The organism is Janthinobacterium sp. PSPC3-1 (genome assembly GCF_049896105.1).
Lineage (GTDB): Bacteria > Pseudomonadota > Gammaproteobacteria > Burkholderiales > Burkholderiaceae_D > Janthinobacterium.
Window position 1 is genome coordinate 1 of record NZ_JAFCTQ010000056.1, and the last position, 16011, is coordinate 16011.

Consider the following 16011-nt stretch of genomic DNA (forward strand, 5'->3'; position numbering starts at 1 on the left):
CTGAACGTCAAGATGCGCGACAGAACCGCTTACGCAAGGGACGTCGAGGTGGCGCACCGCCGCGCTTTGACGCACAAGCTTACAAAGGCCGCAATGTCGTTGAGCGCGCAATCAACCGTTTGAAAGATTTCCGCGCCGTCGCAACTCGCTACGACAAACGCGGACACAACTATTTGGCAGGTGTGACTATCGCAACAATGATCCTATGGCTCCTCTGAAATCAGTCAGACAGACCCTAGGACGCAGGTTCGCCTTCGTCACGCACAACAAGCAGGATTTCAGCATCGTCAATGGTAACCAGAAGCTGCCGCATCCAGACTTCGCGGGTTTCTTCTCGAAGATCAAGTCGATGTACTTCATCAACTTGGCCGAATGTCTGCGTCGAGTCGATCCTCTGACTGTTACCTACGCGATGCTGGAACAGGAATGGATCGAGGAACCGAGGAGCCTTAGCGAGATGCTTGGCGCGATGGATCGGCTTACAACCCAGGTTTGGTACAACCGGCACAAGAACCTGGCTTGGAAGATCGCAAAAGGAAAGCACAAGATCGTCAGTCGGGAAGAATGGGAAACCGAGAAGCTCAGCGGGCAAGCCCATACCATCGAAGACATTTGGGCGGGGGCGCTGAAGTCCGCAAAGAAGGCGGAACGACAACTTGGCAAAGGCAATTACGGCCCTTGGACCGATTTCGAATGGGGAATGATAAACGGTAAACTATCTGCGCTCAGATGGGCCTTAGGGGACGAGTGGGACCAGTTATACACATAGGTGCACGTCTTTCAAAGCCGTTCCCGCATGAAATATTCCCCAAGTGGGGAATATCTGGGAAATAAACGAACGAAAGCGGCCCCGCGATTTCTCGCGGGGCCGCTTGTATTCTGGCTCCCCGACCTGGACTCGAACCAGGGACCTGCGGATTAACAGTCCGTCGCTCTACCAACTGAGCTATCAGGGAAGTGAGGCCGTATTATATACGCCGGTTTTTCAGCTGTCCAGATTCCGGCTGGAAAAATTTTAGCGGCGCCCCACCCTGCTTTTCATAGACAAATCAACCCGGCACTTCCTGCGGAAAGTAGTCGAATACCAGCACCCGCGCCAGCCAGGGCTTGAGCAGTTCGACGAAGGCCAGGTGGCCGGGATGGGTAAGGTAGACGTCGCGCGCGGCGGCGCCGTCGAAGGTCAGGGTGAAACAGTCGGTAAAGCCGTCATCCAGCCCCTCGGGGCTGATGTTCTCGCCCCATTCGAATTGCAATACGCCGGGCACGCTTTCCTTGAGCAGGGAAAATTCATACACGAGCTCGGCGTGTTTGGCGGGTGTGATGTCGCTGTTGAATTCGCACAGGACGATATGGCGCAAGGCGGCGGTGCAGGTCATGGTGGCTATCCTTCTGGTAACGTCTGGAAAGGATAGCGCAAATCAGGAAAGCGGGTGGCGGGGCGCAAAAGATGGCTTGCCGGCGCGCTTGGCGCGGATGGCGGCAATCTTTTCCCAGATCAATTCCAGCTCGCGCTCGCCGGCCTCGTGCATGTCCAGCCCCTGCGCCTGGCACAGGGCCGCCAGGGTGACCATCACGCCACCGATTTCCTGCGCTTTGTCGCCGGTGTCGCGGCCGAACACATAGTCGACGATGCAATGCGCCTCGGCGGCCGTAGCGCCGCAGGCCTGCGCCAGTTCCAGCGACTCTTCCAGGAAGCGATGGTTGCGCTCGGCCGGGTCGTTAGCCAGTTGCTCGCCGAAGCAGGCGGCGACCCAGGGGGCGACGCGGGCCTGGAAAGGCAAGTCAGGGGAAGCGGGATCGGTCTTGTCTGGCATGGGCGTGCTCTGGCAGGAAAAGTGGCGCTGAAATGAAAAAAGCCACGTTTTTCAACGTGGCTTTCAAATTCTGGCTCCCCGACCTGGACTCGAACCAGGGACCTGCGGATTAACAGTCCGTCGCTCTACCAACTGAGCTATCAGGGAAAAGAGGCAATATTATATGTCGTTCATTTCGTATTTGCAAGTCTCATTTAACACTCAACTTGCTACGTCACTACCGACCTTCTACTGCCTTCGGTGCCGCTCTTGCAAGCAGCGCCGAAGAAGCAAGATCTTAAAGCACTTTGGCAATCGCGTCAATAACGATGTCGATATTGCGCGAATTCAATGCTGCCACGCAGATACGACCGGTGTCGACGGCGTAGATCGACTGCTCGCGCAGCGATGCCACTTGCTCTTTGGTCAGGCCGGAGTACGAGAACATGCCGATTTGCTGGCGCACGAATTCGAAGTCGTGGCCTGGCGCTTTTTCCTTCAGTTTTTCAACGAAGGCATTGCGCATTTCGCGGATGCGCACGCGCATGCCGGCCAGCTCTTCTTCCCACAGCTGGCGCAGTTCCGGGGTCGACAGCACGGTGGCGACGACCTTGCCGCCGTGCACTGGCGGGTTCGAGTAGTTGGTGCGCACCACGCGTTTCAGTTGCGACAGCAAACGCGTCGCTTCTTCGGCGCTGGAGGCGACCACGCTCAGGGCGCCGACGCGCTCGCCATACAGCGAGAACGACTTCGAGAACGAGTTCGACACCAGCAGCGGGCCGCCGGCGTCGGCAAAGCGCTGCACCACGGCGCCGTCTTCGGCGATGCCGTTGGCGAAGCCCTGGTAGGCCATGTCGAGGAACGGCACCAGGCCGCGCGTGGTCACTACGGAAATGATCTGGTCCCACTGGGCGACAGTCAGGTCGGCGCCAGTCGGGTTGTGGCAGCAGGCGTGCAGCAGCACGATGGAGCCGGCCGGCATGTTATTCAGGCTGGCCAGCATGCCTTCAAAATCGACGCCATGGGTGGCGGCGTCATAATAGGTGTAGTTGTTGACTACGAAGCCGGCGCTTTCGAACAGCGCGCGGTGATTTTCCCAGCTCGGGTCACTGATATAGACCTGGGCGCCGGGTGCGAAACGCTGCAGGAAGTCTGCGCCGATCTTCAGTGCGCCGGTGCCGCCGATGGCTTGCACGGTAATCGCGCGGCGCTCTTGAATCACGGCACTATCAGCCCCAAATACCAGTTCTTGTACAGCTTTATCGTAAGCCGCGAGGCCTTCGATCGGCAGGTAGGTGCGTGGCGCGGCCTGTTCGATCAGGATCGCTTCAGCTTTGCGTACGCAAGCTAACAGAGGCACTTTGCCGTTGTCGTCATAATAAACGCCGACGCCGAGATTGATTTTAGCGGGATTCTGGTCCGCGTTAAATGCTTCGGTGATACCCAGGATCGGGTCACGTGGGGCCATCTCGATGGCGCTAAACAGACTGGCAGAAACAGTTGGGTTCGTCATGATAAGATTGGATTCGATTGGAAGCAGGTTCACAGCGGAGTTGTTGACAGCGCCCAAATAACGTTAATACTGCTTCGGGGCCGCCAGCAGAGGTCTATTCTAACAAAGGTCTGATTCACATGCCCGATTTATCCAACGTCAACGACACCGAACCGACAGTCGTTACCTTCCCCGATTCGCCCTTCAAGCTGCATCAACCGTTCCTGCCGGCCGGCGACCAGCCGACCGCGATCGAGCAATTATCAGAAGGCATTAATGACGGCCTGGCCTTCCAGACCCTGCTCGGCGTGACGGGTTCGGGCAAGACCTACACGATGGCCAACGTGATCGCGCGCATGGGCCGGCCGGCCATCATCTTTGCGCCGAACAAGACCCTGGCCGCGCAGTTGTACAGCGAGTTCCGCGACTTCTTTCCGCAGAACGCGGTCGAGTACTTCGTCAGCTACTACGATTACTACCAGCCTGAAGCGTATGTGCCGCAGCGCGACCTGTTCATCGAGAAAGATTCCTCGATCAACGAGCATATCGAGCAGATGCGCCTGTCGTGCACCAAGTCGCTGATGGAACGGCGCGACGTGGTGATCGTCGCCACGGTGTCGGCCATCTACGGTATCGGTAATCCGAACGAATACCACCAGATGATTCTCACCTTGCGCGTGAAGGATAAAGTCAGCCAGCGCGACGTGATCGCGCGCCTGATCCAGATGCAATACACGCGCAACGAAGTGGACTTTGGCCGCGGCACTTTCCGCGTGCGCGGCGACACCATCGACATCTTTCCGGCCGAGCACGCCGAGCTGGCCGTGCGCCTGGAAATGTTCGACGACGAGATCGAATCGATCCAGCTGTTCGACCCGCTGACGGGCCGCGTGCGGCAGAAGATTCCGCGCTTTACGGTGTATCCGGGTTCGCACTATGTGACGCCGCGTTCGACCGTGCTGCGCGCCGTCGAAACCATCAAGGACGAGCTGCGCGACCGCCTCGAATTCTTCCGCAAGGAAAACAAGCTGATCGAAGAGCAGCGCCTGGAACAACGCACGCGTTTTGATCTGGAAATGATGGCCGAAATCGGCTTTACCAAGGGCATCGAGAACTACTCGCGCCACCTGTCCGGCGCGCTGCCGGGCGAGCCGCCGCCGACCTTGGTCGACTACCTGCCGCCCGACGCCATCATGTTCCTCGACGAGTCGCACGTGCTGACGGGCCAGCTGAGCGCCATGTACAACGGCGACCGGTCGCGCAAGACCAACCTGGTCGACTACGGCTTCCGCCTGCCGTCGGCGCTCGACAACCGGCCCTTGAAATTCGAGGAATTCGAACAGAAGATGCGCCAGACGATTTTTGTTTCGGCCACGCCGGCCGAGTACGAAAAGCAGCACTCCGACCAGGTGGTGGAACAGGTGGTGCGCCCGACCGGCCTGGTCGATCCGCAGATCATCGTGCGCCCGGCCAGCAGCCAGGTCGACGACCTGATGTCGGAAATCGTCGAACGCATCAAGAAGGATGAGCGCGTGCTGGTCACCACCCTCACCAAGCGCATGTCCGAACAGCTGACGGAGTACCTGAGCGACCATGGCATCAAGGTGCGCTACCTGCACAGCGATATCGAAACGGTGGAGCGCGTGGAGATTTTGCGCGACCTGCGCCTGGGCACGTTTGACGTGCTGGTTGGCATCAACTTGCTGCGCGAGGGACTGGACTTGCCGGAAGTGTCGCTGGTCGCCATTCTCGATGCGGACAAGGAAGGTTTCTTGCGGTCCGAACGCAGCCTGATCCAGACCATCGGCCGCGCCGCGCGCAACCTGAACGGCACCGCGATCCTGTACGGCGACCGCATCACCGATTCCATGCGCCGCGCCATCGACGAGACGGAACGGCGCCGCGCCAAGCAGATCGCCTTTAATACCGCCAACAACATCATCCCGATCGGCGTGAAGAAATCGATCCGTGAAATGATCGACGGCGTCTACAGCCCGCAGGAAGCACGCGAGAACCTGCAGGTGGCGCAGGAAACGGCCAAGTTCGAATCGATGAGCGAGAAACAGGTCAGCAAGGAAATCAAGCGCCTGGAAAAACTGATGGTCGACCACGCCAAGAACCTGGAATTCGAAAAAGCGGCGCAGGTGCGCGACCAGCTGCATATCCTCAAGCAGCAGCTGTTCGGCGCACCGGGCACCGACAATGTGACGTCGATCCTGGGCAAGTAACTGTTATCGGATGCGTAGGTCGGATTAGCGGCAACGCCGCGTAATCCGACGCCATCGCCGAAGCCAACCATGATGTCGGATTACGCGCTTGCGCGCTAATCCGACCTACCGACCACCCCTCCCCTCAATGCCCCTGAACGAACGCCGTCACGGCGTCGACCAGCGCGGGCGCCAGCGGCAACTCCGGATCGCCGTAGGACGGCAGCTGCTGCGCCAGGTCGCCACCGGCCAGCTTCAGCACATGGTTCATGCCCGGCACGATCACCAGCCTGGCGGACGGCGCGGCGGCTGACAGGGCTTTGGCGTCCGCCACCGACACCTGCAGATCGGTCGTCCCCTGCACAATCAATACCGGCATGCGCAAGGCGGCCGCGGCCGCGCGCGGGTCGACCTTCAGCGACGAAATCAAATAGGGCTGCACCGACGGCCGGTACAGCGCCAGCAAGGCTGGCGGCACATCTTTTACCTGCTCGCCCCGCTTGAGCGCCAGCAAAATACGCTCGTTCTGCGCGTACAGCTCGGCCGGCAGGCGCGGCTTCAACTGCGTGCGCAAGATATCGTCCAGCCCGCTGCCCGCGCCGGCAATCAAGATGCAGGCGTCAGCAGGCGCCTTTTCGCAGGCGACTGCCGCAATCTGGGCGCCCTCGCTATGGCCGGCCATCACAATGCGCGTAAAGCGCGGATCGGCGCGCAGCTGCCGCAACCATGCGGTGGCGTCATCGATATAGTGGTCCAACCGCAAATCGGCCTCGCGCACGCCAGGCTGCGCACTGGCGCCGACGCCGCGCTTGTCGTAGCGCAGTGTCGCGATGCCGGCGCGCGCCAGCGCATCGGCCACCATGCGCAAGGAATCATTGCGGCCCGGCAGAGCGGCGCTGTTGCCATTGCGGTCAGTGGCGCCGGAGCCGGCATGCAGCAGCACCACCGGCACCCTGCCCTCCACCGCCGGCAGCGACAACGTGCCATGCAGCACGCCGCCCTGCACTGCCAGGATCACTTCCTGCTCGCCAGCGGCAGCGTGCGCCGGCAAGGCCAGCAGCATGACCAGCACACCGCATATCCATCGCATCATTGCGCGTCCCCTTGTGAGTGCATATCGAGCCGCTTGTACCGCAGCAGCGAGTACAGCACGGCCACCGGCGCCCAGGCAATCGCCGGCACCAGCAGCAGCCAGCCGGGCACGCCCGCCGCCAGCATGCAAAACCCCAGCAGCCCGCTGCCGACCATCAGCCTGGCCGCAAAGCGGTGCGTGGCGTACCAGACGCGCTCGCTGGACAAGGTCCACGGCGTGCGGATGCCCAGGTAAAAATTGCGCCGTACCTTGCCCATGGGATTGCCGGCCAATATCAGCATCACGAACAGCCCGGCCGGCACCGCGCGGTCGATCGGCACCGCCATGCCGACAGCGCTGGCCAGCACCAGGCCTTGCACATACGCCAGCAGCACCAGCCCGACGCCGAAGTTGTAATAGTAGGTCGCTTCGAACGGTTCCACCTCATGCTGGCGTGGTGACAGCGGCGGCAGCAGCAAGGCCAGCAGCATGATGACGGCCATCAGCCCCGGCCCCAGCAACCACAGCACCGCGCGCGGCGCGTAACTGTCGGCCTCGCCGCGCCAGTTCCAGTGTACCGCCACCACTTCCGGCAACTGCGGCCAGGCATGCACGATGGCGGCGCTGACGGCCGCAATCAACAACAGGCTCAGTGCGATAAAGCGCGCTTTCATCATTTGCTCTCCTTGTGGTCAAGATCGGTCAGGTCCAGCATCCAGGCCAGCACATCCTGCAGCACGGTGGTATTGAGGCCATACCAGATGGTCTGGCCTTCGCGCCGGCGCGTGATCAGGTCGGCGTCGAACAGCACCGCAAAATGGTGCGACATGGTGGGTTTGCTCATGTCGAAGTGGCCAGCCAGCTCGCCGGCCGTCATCTCGCCGGCCCGCAGCAGCCGCAGGATTTCGCGCCGCGCGGGGTCGGCAATGGCCTTGAAGGCGCTGTTGGTGGCATTCATATTAAGATAAACATCTAATTAGATAATTATCTAAATATAGTGACGATCGCTGCTGCCGTCAAGCACCTTATCGAGCCCCCGGCAAGCTGTAATCGAGATCGTAGAAATGCTGCCCGCCCTCGATGCGGATACCCATCGTGCCGCTGATACCCTCCAGCTGGCCGGTGCCGGAATGGGGCACGATCACGATCGACAGTTCCTGTTTGCCGTCGGCCATGGTGCCCGCATGCCGCACCACGAAACTGCCCTGCCGGCCCTGCAGCACGCCCGTGATGGACTCGATCGCGACATAGCCGGCCGCGCCCTTGGTGTCGGTGACGGCGCTGAGCATCTCGCCGCTGGCGGTGGCGGCCAGGTCGCCCTTGTAGACCTTGTCGAGCAGCATCCTGCCCAGCGTGGTGCGCCCCGAGCGTTGCGGCGTGGTGGCCGGCGTCATGGTGATGTTGAAACTTCCCGAAACATGGGTACTCATGCGATGATCTCCTTCCATGAGCGGTGCCGCGAAAGCGGGCGCCGCCGATTGACAATATGCGGCAAACAACAAGCCCAGCATTGGGCGAACTGCGCTGTGCGGTGGCATGGTTTCCTTCCATCAAGACGAAAACACCAGCGTAACGCCAGGCGAGAGAACAATATTGGATAAAGCCGACAACGCCGCGAATGTACTGACAGAGATCAAGCATGTGCCCAAGGGCATCGTTGACCCACGCGCCACGGCACGCCGGATACGGCTGGCAACGTATCCGCCCGCCGCCGCGCTGGCGCCGTTTGTGGAATATTTCTGGATAGTGGCATGGGATCTGCGGGACCGCGCGCCGGAAACCCAGCGCGTGCTGCCGTATCCGAATGCGCATCTGGTGTTCGACGCGGGCCGCACCGCCATCCACGGCGTGGTGCGCGGCGCTTTCGACCGCCCTTTGGCAGGCGCCGGCAAGGTACTGGGTGTGCGGTTTGCGCCAGGCGGCCTGCGCCCGTTCATCGCCCAGCCGCTGTCCTCGTTCACCGACGGGACGATCGCCGCCGATGCGCTGCTGGGCATGCCGGCCAGCCAGGCGGAAGCATTGGTCTTGCGGCAGATCGATGACGGCGCCATGGTGGCGCAGGCACAATCCATGTTGCTGGCGGTGTTGCCGGAAATCGATGACGCCGCCTTGCTGGCGCGCCACCTGACCGCTGCAGCCGCCGCGCCCAACGGTCCGGTCAGCGTGGCGCAACTGTGTGAACACATGGCGATCGGCGAGCGCCGGCTGCAGCGCCTGTTCGCCGATTATGTGGGGGTGCCGCCAAAATGGGTCATCCAGCGCTACCGCCTGCAGGAAGCGATCTGGCGCCTGGCGCAACCCGATGCGCCCGACCTGGCCAGCCTGGCGCAGGAACTGGGCTTTTTTGACCAGGCCCATTTCAGCGGAAAATTCACGGCGCTGGTGGGCTGCACGCCGCTCGACTATCGCCGCGCGCAACTGCCCGGGGATGGCCAGGACTAGGCTTGCATGTCCTCGACATGGGCGCGAATGATGCTGGAGAAATCCGCATCGGCGCTCAAGCCCAGCGCTTCGGCACGCTTGGTATCCCAGGCGCCGGGCCAGCTCCTGACGATGCGCTCGACCGCGGCGTCGGGCGCATGGCTGATGCGGGCTGTCACTTCGCTGCCGGCAACCTCTTCGAGCGCCGCGATCATCTGGCCCACGCTGACCGACAGGCCGGGCAGGTTGACGGTGCGGCTGGCGCCGAAGGCCTCGCCCGCCAGTTCATGGCCGGCGATCAAGGAGGCGATGGCGCCGCGCGGCGACAGCAGCCACAGCCGCAGGTCGGTGCCGACCGGACAGACGGACGCTTCGCCATTCAAGGGTTCGCGGATGATGCCGCTGGCAAACGAAGACGCGGCCTTGTTCGGCTTGCCCGGACGCACGCTGATGGTCGGCAGGCGCAGCACGCGGCCGTCGACGAAGCCACGGCGGCTGTAGTCGTTGAGCAGCAGTTCGCCGATGGCTTTTTGCGTGCCGTACGACGATTGCGGACTCAAGGCGGTATTGTCCTGCACCACCTCCGGCAACTGGCCGCCGTACACGGCCACCGAGCTGGTAAACACCACCTTCGGTTTATGCCCCAGTTCGCGGCAGATATCGAGCAGCAGGCGCGACGCGTCCAGGTTGATGCGCATGCCCAGCTCGAAATCGGCCTCGGCCTGGCCGCTGACGATGGCGGCCATGTGGAAGATCGAGGCGGTGTCCGCATCGATGGTGGCGCGCATCAGCACGCCATCGGCGATATCGCCGGTGACGACTTTGACGCGCGCATCACCGAAATCATGGGCAGGCACCACGTCGACCAGCACCAGCTCGGTGATGGTCTGCAACTGGCCCGCGCTGTCGGTCAGCCGGCCCTGGTCCAGCAACTGGCGCGCCAGGCGCTGGCCGAGAAAACCGGCGCCGCCGGTAACGAGTACTTTCATGTTCATGCTCCTTGTTTATTGTGATAGGCCGCAAGCCAGCCGAGGCCATCCTCGGTGCGCCCGCGCGGACGGTATTCGCAACCGATCCAGCCCTGGTAGCCCAGCTCGTCGAGCAGGCTGTACAGATACGGGTAATTGACTTCGCCGTCGTCCGGTTCATTGCGTGCCGGCACGCTGGCGATCTGCACATGGCCGATGCCGTCAAAGTTCTGTCTGAACGTCATGGCGATATCGCCTTCGACGATCTGCGTGTGATAAAAATCCATCTGCACCTTGACGTTCGGTGCGCCCGATTCCACGCGCAGCGCATGGCCTTGGGCCTGCGTCACGAGGAAATAGCCGGGCATGTCGCGCCCGTTGATCGGCTCGATCAGCAGTTCGATGCCATGCTCGCCGACGGCCTTGGCGGCGTATTGCAGATTGGCCAGGTAGGTGGCGCGGTGCAGCGCCAGGTCGGCGCCAGCCGGCACCAGTCCCGCCATCATGTGCACGCGCGGGGTGCCCAGCGCCAGCGCATACTCGATGGCGCGCGCCACGCCCGCGCGGAACTCTTCCTCGCGGCCCGGCAGCGAAGCGATGCCGCGTTCACCCGCCACCCAGTCGCCTGGCGGCAGATTGAACAGCACGTTCTGCAGGCTGTTGTCGCGTAGCCAGCCGGCCACTTCCTGCGGCGCATGGTCATACGGGAACAGGAATTCGACGCCCTGGAAGCCGGCTTGCGCCGCAGCGGCAAAGCGCTGCGGGAACGGCACTTCATTGAACATCATGCTGAGATTGGCGGCAAAACGGGGCATGCGTGTCTCCTTGAATCTTAGATATCGAGTTTGAATGTGTGCTTCAGGTCGGCGATCTGTTCCGCGTCCAGCGGGCGGGTCGGCACATCGCGCAGCAGCAAAAACAGCTTGGCCGTCTCTTCCAGTTCCTCGGCCGCGTACACGGCCGCCTCCAGGTTCGTGCCGGACACCACCGGGCCGTGATTGGCCAGCAGCACGGCGCTATGCTTGCGCGCCATGGCGCCGATGGCACCGGCCAGCGCCGGGTCGCCGGGGCGGTGGTACGGCACCAGCGGCAAGCGTCCCACCTTCATCACAAAATACGGCGTCAGCGGCGGAATGCAATCGTCGTGGTTCAGGCCGCACATGCAGGACACCGCCGCCGAATGGGTCGAATGCAGGTGCACGATGGCGCCGGCACCGCCGCGCTGCTCATACATGGCGCGGTGCAAGAATGCTTCTTTCGACGGCGGCGCGCCGCTGATCAGGTTGCCATTCCAGTCCAGCTTGGACAGCTGGGCCGGATCGAGCCGGCCCAGGCTGGCGTTGGTGGGCGTCAGCAGCCAGCCGTCGTCCAGGCGCACGCTGAGGTTGCCGCTGCTGCCGGCCGTCAGGCCACGCTCGTACAGCGACTTGCCGAACTCGGCGATCTGTTCGCGCTGGCGCGATTCGGTGCCGCTCATGCCAGCACGTCCCAGGCCTTGGTAAAGAAATCGACGCTGCCGAAATTGCCCGACTTGAGCGCCAGCGCCAGCGGTGCGCCATCGGTCTCGCCCGATGCCGGCAAGGCTTGCGTCCACGGCACGCCAGGGTCGATTTCGGGGCCGATGCGCAGGCCCGCCACGCACAGGGCCTTGACCACCGCGCCCGAGGTTTCGCCGCCGGCGACGATCAGCTGGCCCACTCCCAGGCGCACCAGGCCCTGGGCGATGGCCGCCAGCGCCTCCTCGACCAGCGCGCCGGCCCGCGCCACGCCCAGCTGCGCCTGCACCGCGCGCACGGCGTCCGGCGTGGCGGTGGCATAGATCAGGACCGGCCCTTGCGCCAGGTGCGCGCCGGCCCATTCCAAAGCCGCCTCCACCATGCTGTCGACGACGTCGCCGCCGGCCGCCAGCTGCAAGGGATCGACATGGAACGCCGGCGCCTGTTCGCGCAAGTGCGCCACCTGCTGCTGCGTGGCCACCGAGCAGCTGCCGGAGATCACGGCGCGAAAGCCCGACGGCGGCGCCAGCTGGCCGGCCTGGCCGCTGGCCAGCGCCGCCAGCTGGCCGCGCTGGCGGAAATTCTGCGGCAGTCCCAGCGCGATGCCGGAGCCGCCCGTGATCAGTTTCAAATCGAGGCAGGCCGCGCCGATGGCTTCCAGGTCGCGGTTCGACACCGCATCGACCACGGCAAAGCGGCAACCCTGGCCGCGCAGCTCCGCAAAGCGCTGGGCGATGGCGGCGGCGCCCTTTTCCACCACGGCAAAGTCCGCCAGGCCCACCTTGGCTTGCACCTGCTGCTGCAGCACGCGCACCAGGTTCGAGTCCGTCATCGGCGTCAGGGGGTGGTCGCGCATGCCCGATTCCGCCAGCGGCACGTCGCCGACAAACAGATTGCCCTTGTAGATGGTGCGGCCATTGGCGGGAAACGCCGGGCAGGCGATCGTGAAGTCGGTATCGAGCGCCTGCATCAGCGCCTCGGCCACCGGGCCGATATTACCGCGCGCGGTCGAATCGAATGTGGAGCAATATTTAAAATAGAACTGCTTGCAACCGGCCTGCTGCAGCCAGCGCAAGGCCGCCAGCGATTCGGCCACCGCTTCCTCGGGCGCATTGGTGCGCGACTTGAGCGCGATCACCACGGCGTCCACGTCGCCGGGTGGCGGGCCTTTCGGCACACCGATCAGCTGCACCGTGCGCATGCCGGCCTTGACCAGCATGCCGGCCAGGTCGGTGCCACCCGTGAAATCGTCGGCGATACATCCCAGTAATACAGTCATGGTTCTCTTTCCTTAATTCGTCGATGCTTTCACCGGCAAGGTAATGCCGGGGAACAGCTTGATCACGGCCGAGTCGTCCTCGCCACCATGGCCGGCGGCCGAGGCCTGCATGAACATCTGGTGCGCGGTGGCCGACAGCGGCAGCGGGAACACGCTTTTTTTCGCGTAGTCCAGCACGATGCCCAGGTCTTTCACGAAGATATTCACGCTTGACAAGGGCGTGTAGTCGCCCTTCAGTATATGCGGCACGCGGTTCTGGAACATCCAGGAACTGCCGGCGCTGTTCGAGATGACTTCATACAGCGCATCCGGATCGCAGCCGGCGCGCAGGCCCAGCGCCATCGCTTCGGCGGCGGCGGCGATATGCACGCCGGCCAGCAACTGGTTGATCATCTTGACTTTCGAACCCTGCCCCGACTGTTCGCCGAGGCGGTACAGCTTGGCGCAGATGGCATCGAAAATGCCGGCGCAGGCGTCGAAGGCGTCGGGCGCGCCGGCCGCCATCACCGACATCTCGCCGCTGGCCGCCTTGGCCGCGCCACCGGAAATCGGCGCGTCGATCAGGCGCAAGCCCATCGCCGCCAGCCGCGTGCCCAGCGCTTCGGCAAATTCCGGCGCCACCGTGGCGCAGGCGATCACCACGCTGCCCGGCGCCAGCTGGCTGGCCGCGCCGTGCTCGCCAAACAGCACGCTTTCGGTCTGCTGCGCATTGACCACCACGATCAGCAGCGCCTGTACCTGCGCCGCCAGCGCGGCCGGCGAGGCCGCCGCATGGGCGCCCGCATCGACCAGCTTCTGCACGGTGTCGGGCCGCACGTCGCAGGCATGCACTTCGAAGCCGGCGCGCAGCAGCGATTGCGCCATGCCCATGCCCATCGCGCCCAGGCCGATGATCCCTACTTTTTCGATTGTTGCGCTCATTGTCTGCTCCAGTATTTATTTGTTCACCAGCTTGGCCGGCACCCGCATGATGATGATCGCGCCGATCACCAGGATGCCGGCCAGCAGGTAGATGGCGATATCGGTCGACTGCGTCAGGTCCTTGATCGAACCGATCATGTAGGGTGCGGCAAAGCCGGCCAGGTTGCCCACCGAGTTGATGGCGGCGATGCCGGCCGCGGCCGAGACGCCGCCGAGGAAAGCGGTTGGCAGGCTCCAGAACATCGGCGAGGCGGCCAGGATGCCGCCGGCGGCAATCGTCAGGAAGAAGATCGCCCAGCCCGTGTTGTCGGCGCCGGCCAGTGCGCTGCAGACGATGGCGGCGGCGCCCACGACCAGCGGGATCGCCATGTGCCAGCGGCGTTCGCGGTATTTGTCCGAGCTGCGACCCAGCAAGATCATCGAGGCCACCGCCACCGAATACGGAATCGCCGTGAACAGGCCGATATTGAGCACGCCCGTCACACCGGCCGCCTTGATCAGGCTGGGCAGCCAGAAGGTCAGCGAGTACTGGCCCATCACGCAGCAGAAATAGATCAGGGCCATCAGCCAGATGCGTGGATCGGCAAACATGGCGCGGATCGACGGATGCGACACCTTGCCCTTCGCTTCCGTCTCGATGCGCTGTTCGAGGATGACTTTTTCGTCTTCCGTCAGCCATTTCGCCGAGCGGATGCTGTTGTCCAGGTACAGCAGCACGGCCACGCCCATGATCACGGCGGGGATCGCTTCGAGCACGAACATCCATTGCCAGCCGGCATAGCCATACACGCCGGCAAAGGTTTCCATGATCCAGCCGGACAGTGGTCCGCCGATCAGGCCGGCGATGGGAATGGCCGCCATGAAGGTGCACACCATGCGTGCGCGGCGCTCGGAGGGATACCAGTAGGTCAGATACAGAATGATGCCGGGGAAGAAGCCCGCCTCGGCCACGCCCAGCAGGAAGCGCATGATGTAGAACATGGTCGGCGTGGTGACGAACATGAAGGCGCCGGAAATGATGGCCCAGGTGATCATGATGCGGGCGATCCAGACGCGCGCGCCTATCTTGTGCAGCATCACATTGCTGGGCACCTCGAACAGGAAATAGCCGAGGAAGAACACCCCGGCGCCCAGGCCATACACGGTTTCGGAAAATTGCAGGTCGGCCAGCATCTGCAGCTTGGCGAAGCCCACGTTCACGCGGTCGAGGTAAGCGACGATGTAGCAGACCATCAGGAAGGGAATGATGCGCCAGGTGACCTTGCGGTACACGGCGTCATCAATGGATTTTTGCGCTGCGGCGGCGCCAGCCGGCAAACCCGGCTGTGCTTGGGATAGTTCCATGCGTGTCTCCTGATTGAGATAAGCGACCTTGCCTGGTTTTTTTTAGACCACCGGAGGTGGCTGGCAAGTTGTCTATAATTTGTATGGCTGTATGTTATGTGTGTGTTTTATGTGTGTCAAGCTGTATATTTCATATAATGTCAGCAAGCACTTTCAAGCCCGCCCGATTTTTTACCGCCAGCACAAGGACACTCCGATGGACCGCTCGTTCAGTTTTACCCTGCCCGCCCCCGAACCGGCCGCCGGCAGCTTTGCCGCCGGCACCCTGGGTGCGCGGGTGGCGGCACGGCTGCGCCAGCAGATCCAGAACGACGGCCTGGCGGGCGGCACGCGCCTGCCGTCGGAGCAGGCGATGGCCAGCCATTTCGGCGTCAGCCGCACGGTGCTGCGCGAAGCGATCGCCCTGCTGCAGGTGGACGGCGTGGTGGCCACGCGCAAGGGCAGCGGCACCTTTGTCTGCGTGCAGGATGCCATCAAGGGCGGCGAGCGCGGCGATGCATTGACGGAACAGTCGGTGCAGTCGCTGCTGAACCTGATCGAAGTGCGCCAGGGCCTGGAAGCGGAGATCGCCGCGCTGGCCGCCGTGCGCCGCACGCCGGGCCAACTGGCCGAGATCGAACACGCGCTGCGGCGCATCGAGGAAGCGGTGGCGGCCGGCGTCGATGGCGTCGAGGAAGACGTGCGGCTGCACCTGTGCATCGCCGAGGCGACGGGCAACCCCTACTGGCCGAAATTCGTCGCCATGTTCGCCGACCCGATCCGCTCGGCCGTGAAGGTAACGCGCGCCAACGAAGCGCGGCGCGCCGATTTTTCGGTCGAAGTGCGCTGCGAACATGAAAAGATCGTCCAGGCGATCGCCGCCGGCGACCCGCAGGCGGCGCGCCAGGCGGCGATGGAACACATGCAGCACGCGGCCGAACGGGTGCGCCTGGCCGACCGCGAATTCTGGCGCGGCGACGGCGGCGCGCTGGCGCGCACGCTGGGGCGCGATCCCATCATGCAAAAATAAGCGCAGGCA

Annotated in this window: 18 protein-coding genes and 2 tRNA genes; 5 read left to right on the forward strand and 15 right to left on the reverse strand. The window is 63.2% G+C overall.

Annotated elements, in window-relative coordinates; genetic code table 11:
• Window positions 1–218, forward strand: a 218-nt coding sequence (locus tag ACP7B7_RS29725) for a transposase (protein ID WP_426079088.1), incomplete at its 5' end; no start/stop codon positions are given.
• Window positions 206–769, forward strand: a complete 564-nt coding sequence (locus tag ACP7B7_RS29730; protein ID WP_426079089.1) for a hypothetical protein — start codon at window positions 206–208, stop codon at window positions 767–769. The genes ACP7B7_RS29725 and ACP7B7_RS29730, both read left to right, overlap by 13 nt.
• A 111-nt stretch (window positions 770–880) precedes the next feature.
• Here the strand turns inward: ACP7B7_RS29730 and ACP7B7_RS29735 are convergent.
• The 5 genes from ACP7B7_RS29735 to ACP7B7_RS29755 form a co-directional block, all read right to left on the reverse strand.
• A tRNA-Asn gene (locus tag ACP7B7_RS29735) sits at window positions 881–956 on the reverse strand.
• 93 nt (window positions 957–1049) lie between these two features.
• Window positions 1050–1376: a Dabb family protein gene (locus ACP7B7_RS29740; protein WP_426079090.1), complete on the reverse strand. Its 327-nt coding sequence runs from the start codon at window positions 1374–1376 to the stop codon at window positions 1050–1052.
• Window positions 1377–1418: 42 nt separating this feature from the next.
• Window positions 1419–1814 carry a hypothetical protein gene (locus ACP7B7_RS29745; protein WP_426079091.1) on the reverse strand — a complete coding sequence of 132 codons (396 nt, stop codon included), beginning with the start codon at window positions 1812–1814 and terminating at the stop codon, window positions 1419–1421.
• A 71-nt stretch (window positions 1815–1885) separates the two neighbouring features.
• A tRNA-Asn gene (locus tag ACP7B7_RS29750) sits at window positions 1886–1961 on the reverse strand.
• 130 nt (window positions 1962–2091) lie between these two features.
• Window positions 2092–3306 carry an amino acid aminotransferase gene (locus ACP7B7_RS29755; RefSeq protein ID WP_308925328.1) on the reverse strand — a complete coding sequence of 405 codons (1215 nt, stop codon included), beginning with the start codon at window positions 3304–3306 and terminating at the stop codon, window positions 2092–2094.
• A gap of 119 nt (window positions 3307–3425) precedes the next feature.
• Here ACP7B7_RS29755 and uvrB point away from each other — a divergent pair, with 119 nt between their 5' ends.
• Window positions 3426–5513, forward strand: a complete 2088-nt coding sequence (gene uvrB, locus ACP7B7_RS29760) for an excinuclease ABC subunit UvrB (RefSeq protein ID WP_426079092.1) — start codon at window positions 3426–3428, stop codon at window positions 5511–5513.
• A 124-nt stretch (window positions 5514–5637) separates the two neighbouring features.
• On the opposite strand, the gene ACP7B7_RS29765 is transcribed toward uvrB, so the two are convergent.
• The 4 genes from ACP7B7_RS29765 to ACP7B7_RS29780 form a co-directional block, all read right to left on the reverse strand.
• On the reverse strand, window positions 5638–6585 hold the full coding sequence (locus ACP7B7_RS29765) for an alpha/beta hydrolase (protein WP_426079093.1): 948 nt from the start codon (window positions 6583–6585) through the stop codon (window positions 5638–5640).
• A complete protein-coding gene (locus tag ACP7B7_RS29770; protein WP_308925325.1) occupies window positions 6582–7241 on the reverse strand; it encodes an SdpI family protein in 660 nt (219 codons plus the stop codon). The genes ACP7B7_RS29765 and ACP7B7_RS29770 overlap by 4 nt, the downstream gene beginning before the upstream one ends.
• Window positions 7238–7522 (reverse strand): autorepressor SdpR family transcription factor, encoded by a 285-nt coding sequence (locus ACP7B7_RS29775; protein ID WP_308925324.1) that lies wholly within the window; start codon window positions 7520–7522, stop codon window positions 7238–7240. Before ACP7B7_RS29775 ends, ACP7B7_RS29770 begins: the two co-directional genes overlap by 4 nt.
• 67 nt (window positions 7523–7589) lie before the next feature.
• Window positions 7590–7994 (reverse strand): DUF3224 domain-containing protein, encoded by a 405-nt coding sequence (locus tag ACP7B7_RS29780; RefSeq protein WP_426079094.1) that lies wholly within the window; start codon window positions 7992–7994, stop codon window positions 7590–7592.
• 163 nt (window positions 7995–8157) lie between these two features.
• Between ACP7B7_RS29780 and ACP7B7_RS29785 the strand changes: the two genes are divergently transcribed.
• A complete protein-coding gene (locus tag ACP7B7_RS29785) occupies window positions 8158–9006 on the forward strand; it encodes an AraC family transcriptional regulator (protein ID WP_308925322.1) in 849 nt (282 codons plus the stop codon).
• On the opposite strand, the gene denD is transcribed toward ACP7B7_RS29785, so the two are convergent.
• From denD to ACP7B7_RS29815, 6 genes are read right to left on the reverse strand one after another with little or no spacing between them, the layout of a single operon-like run.
• Entirely contained in the window at window positions 9003–9974 is a 972-nt protein-coding gene (gene denD / locus ACP7B7_RS29790) for a D-erythronate dehydrogenase (RefSeq protein ID WP_308925321.1), read from the reverse strand. The two genes, ACP7B7_RS29785 and denD, sit on opposite strands and share 4 nt — an antisense overlap.
• A 2-nt stretch (window positions 9975–9976) precedes the next feature.
• A complete protein-coding gene (otnI, locus tag ACP7B7_RS29795; protein WP_308925320.1) occupies window positions 9977–10768 on the reverse strand; it encodes a 2-oxo-tetronate isomerase in 792 nt (263 codons plus the stop codon).
• Window positions 10769–10785: 17 nt separating this feature from the next.
• Window positions 10786–11430 carry a 3-oxo-tetronate 4-phosphate decarboxylase gene (gene otnC, locus ACP7B7_RS29800; RefSeq protein WP_308925319.1) on the reverse strand — a complete coding sequence of 215 codons (645 nt, stop codon included), beginning with the start codon at window positions 11428–11430 and terminating at the stop codon, window positions 10786–10788.
• Complete coding sequence (otnK, locus tag ACP7B7_RS29805; RefSeq protein ID WP_308925318.1) at window positions 11427–12728, reverse strand: 3-oxo-tetronate kinase; 1302 nt, start codon at window positions 12726–12728, stop codon at window positions 11427–11429. The genes otnC and otnK overlap by 4 nt, the downstream gene beginning before the upstream one ends.
• A gap of 12 nt (window positions 12729–12740) precedes the next feature.
• Window positions 12741–13649 carry an L-threonate dehydrogenase gene (gene ltnD / locus ACP7B7_RS29810; protein ID WP_308925317.1) on the reverse strand — a complete coding sequence of 303 codons (909 nt, stop codon included), beginning with the start codon at window positions 13647–13649 and terminating at the stop codon, window positions 12741–12743.
• Window positions 13650–13664: 15 nt separating this feature from the next.
• On the reverse strand, window positions 13665–14993 hold the full coding sequence (locus ACP7B7_RS29815; protein WP_308925316.1) for an MFS transporter: 1329 nt from the start codon (window positions 14991–14993) through the stop codon (window positions 13665–13667).
• Window positions 14994–15189: 196 nt separating this feature from the next.
• On the opposite strand from ACP7B7_RS29815, the gene ACP7B7_RS29820 reads away from it, so the two are divergent.
• Window positions 15190–16002: a FadR/GntR family transcriptional regulator gene (locus ACP7B7_RS29820; RefSeq protein ID WP_426079095.1), complete on the forward strand. Its 813-nt coding sequence runs from the start codon at window positions 15190–15192 to the stop codon at window positions 16000–16002.
• Window positions 16003–16011: the final 9 nt, after the last annotated feature.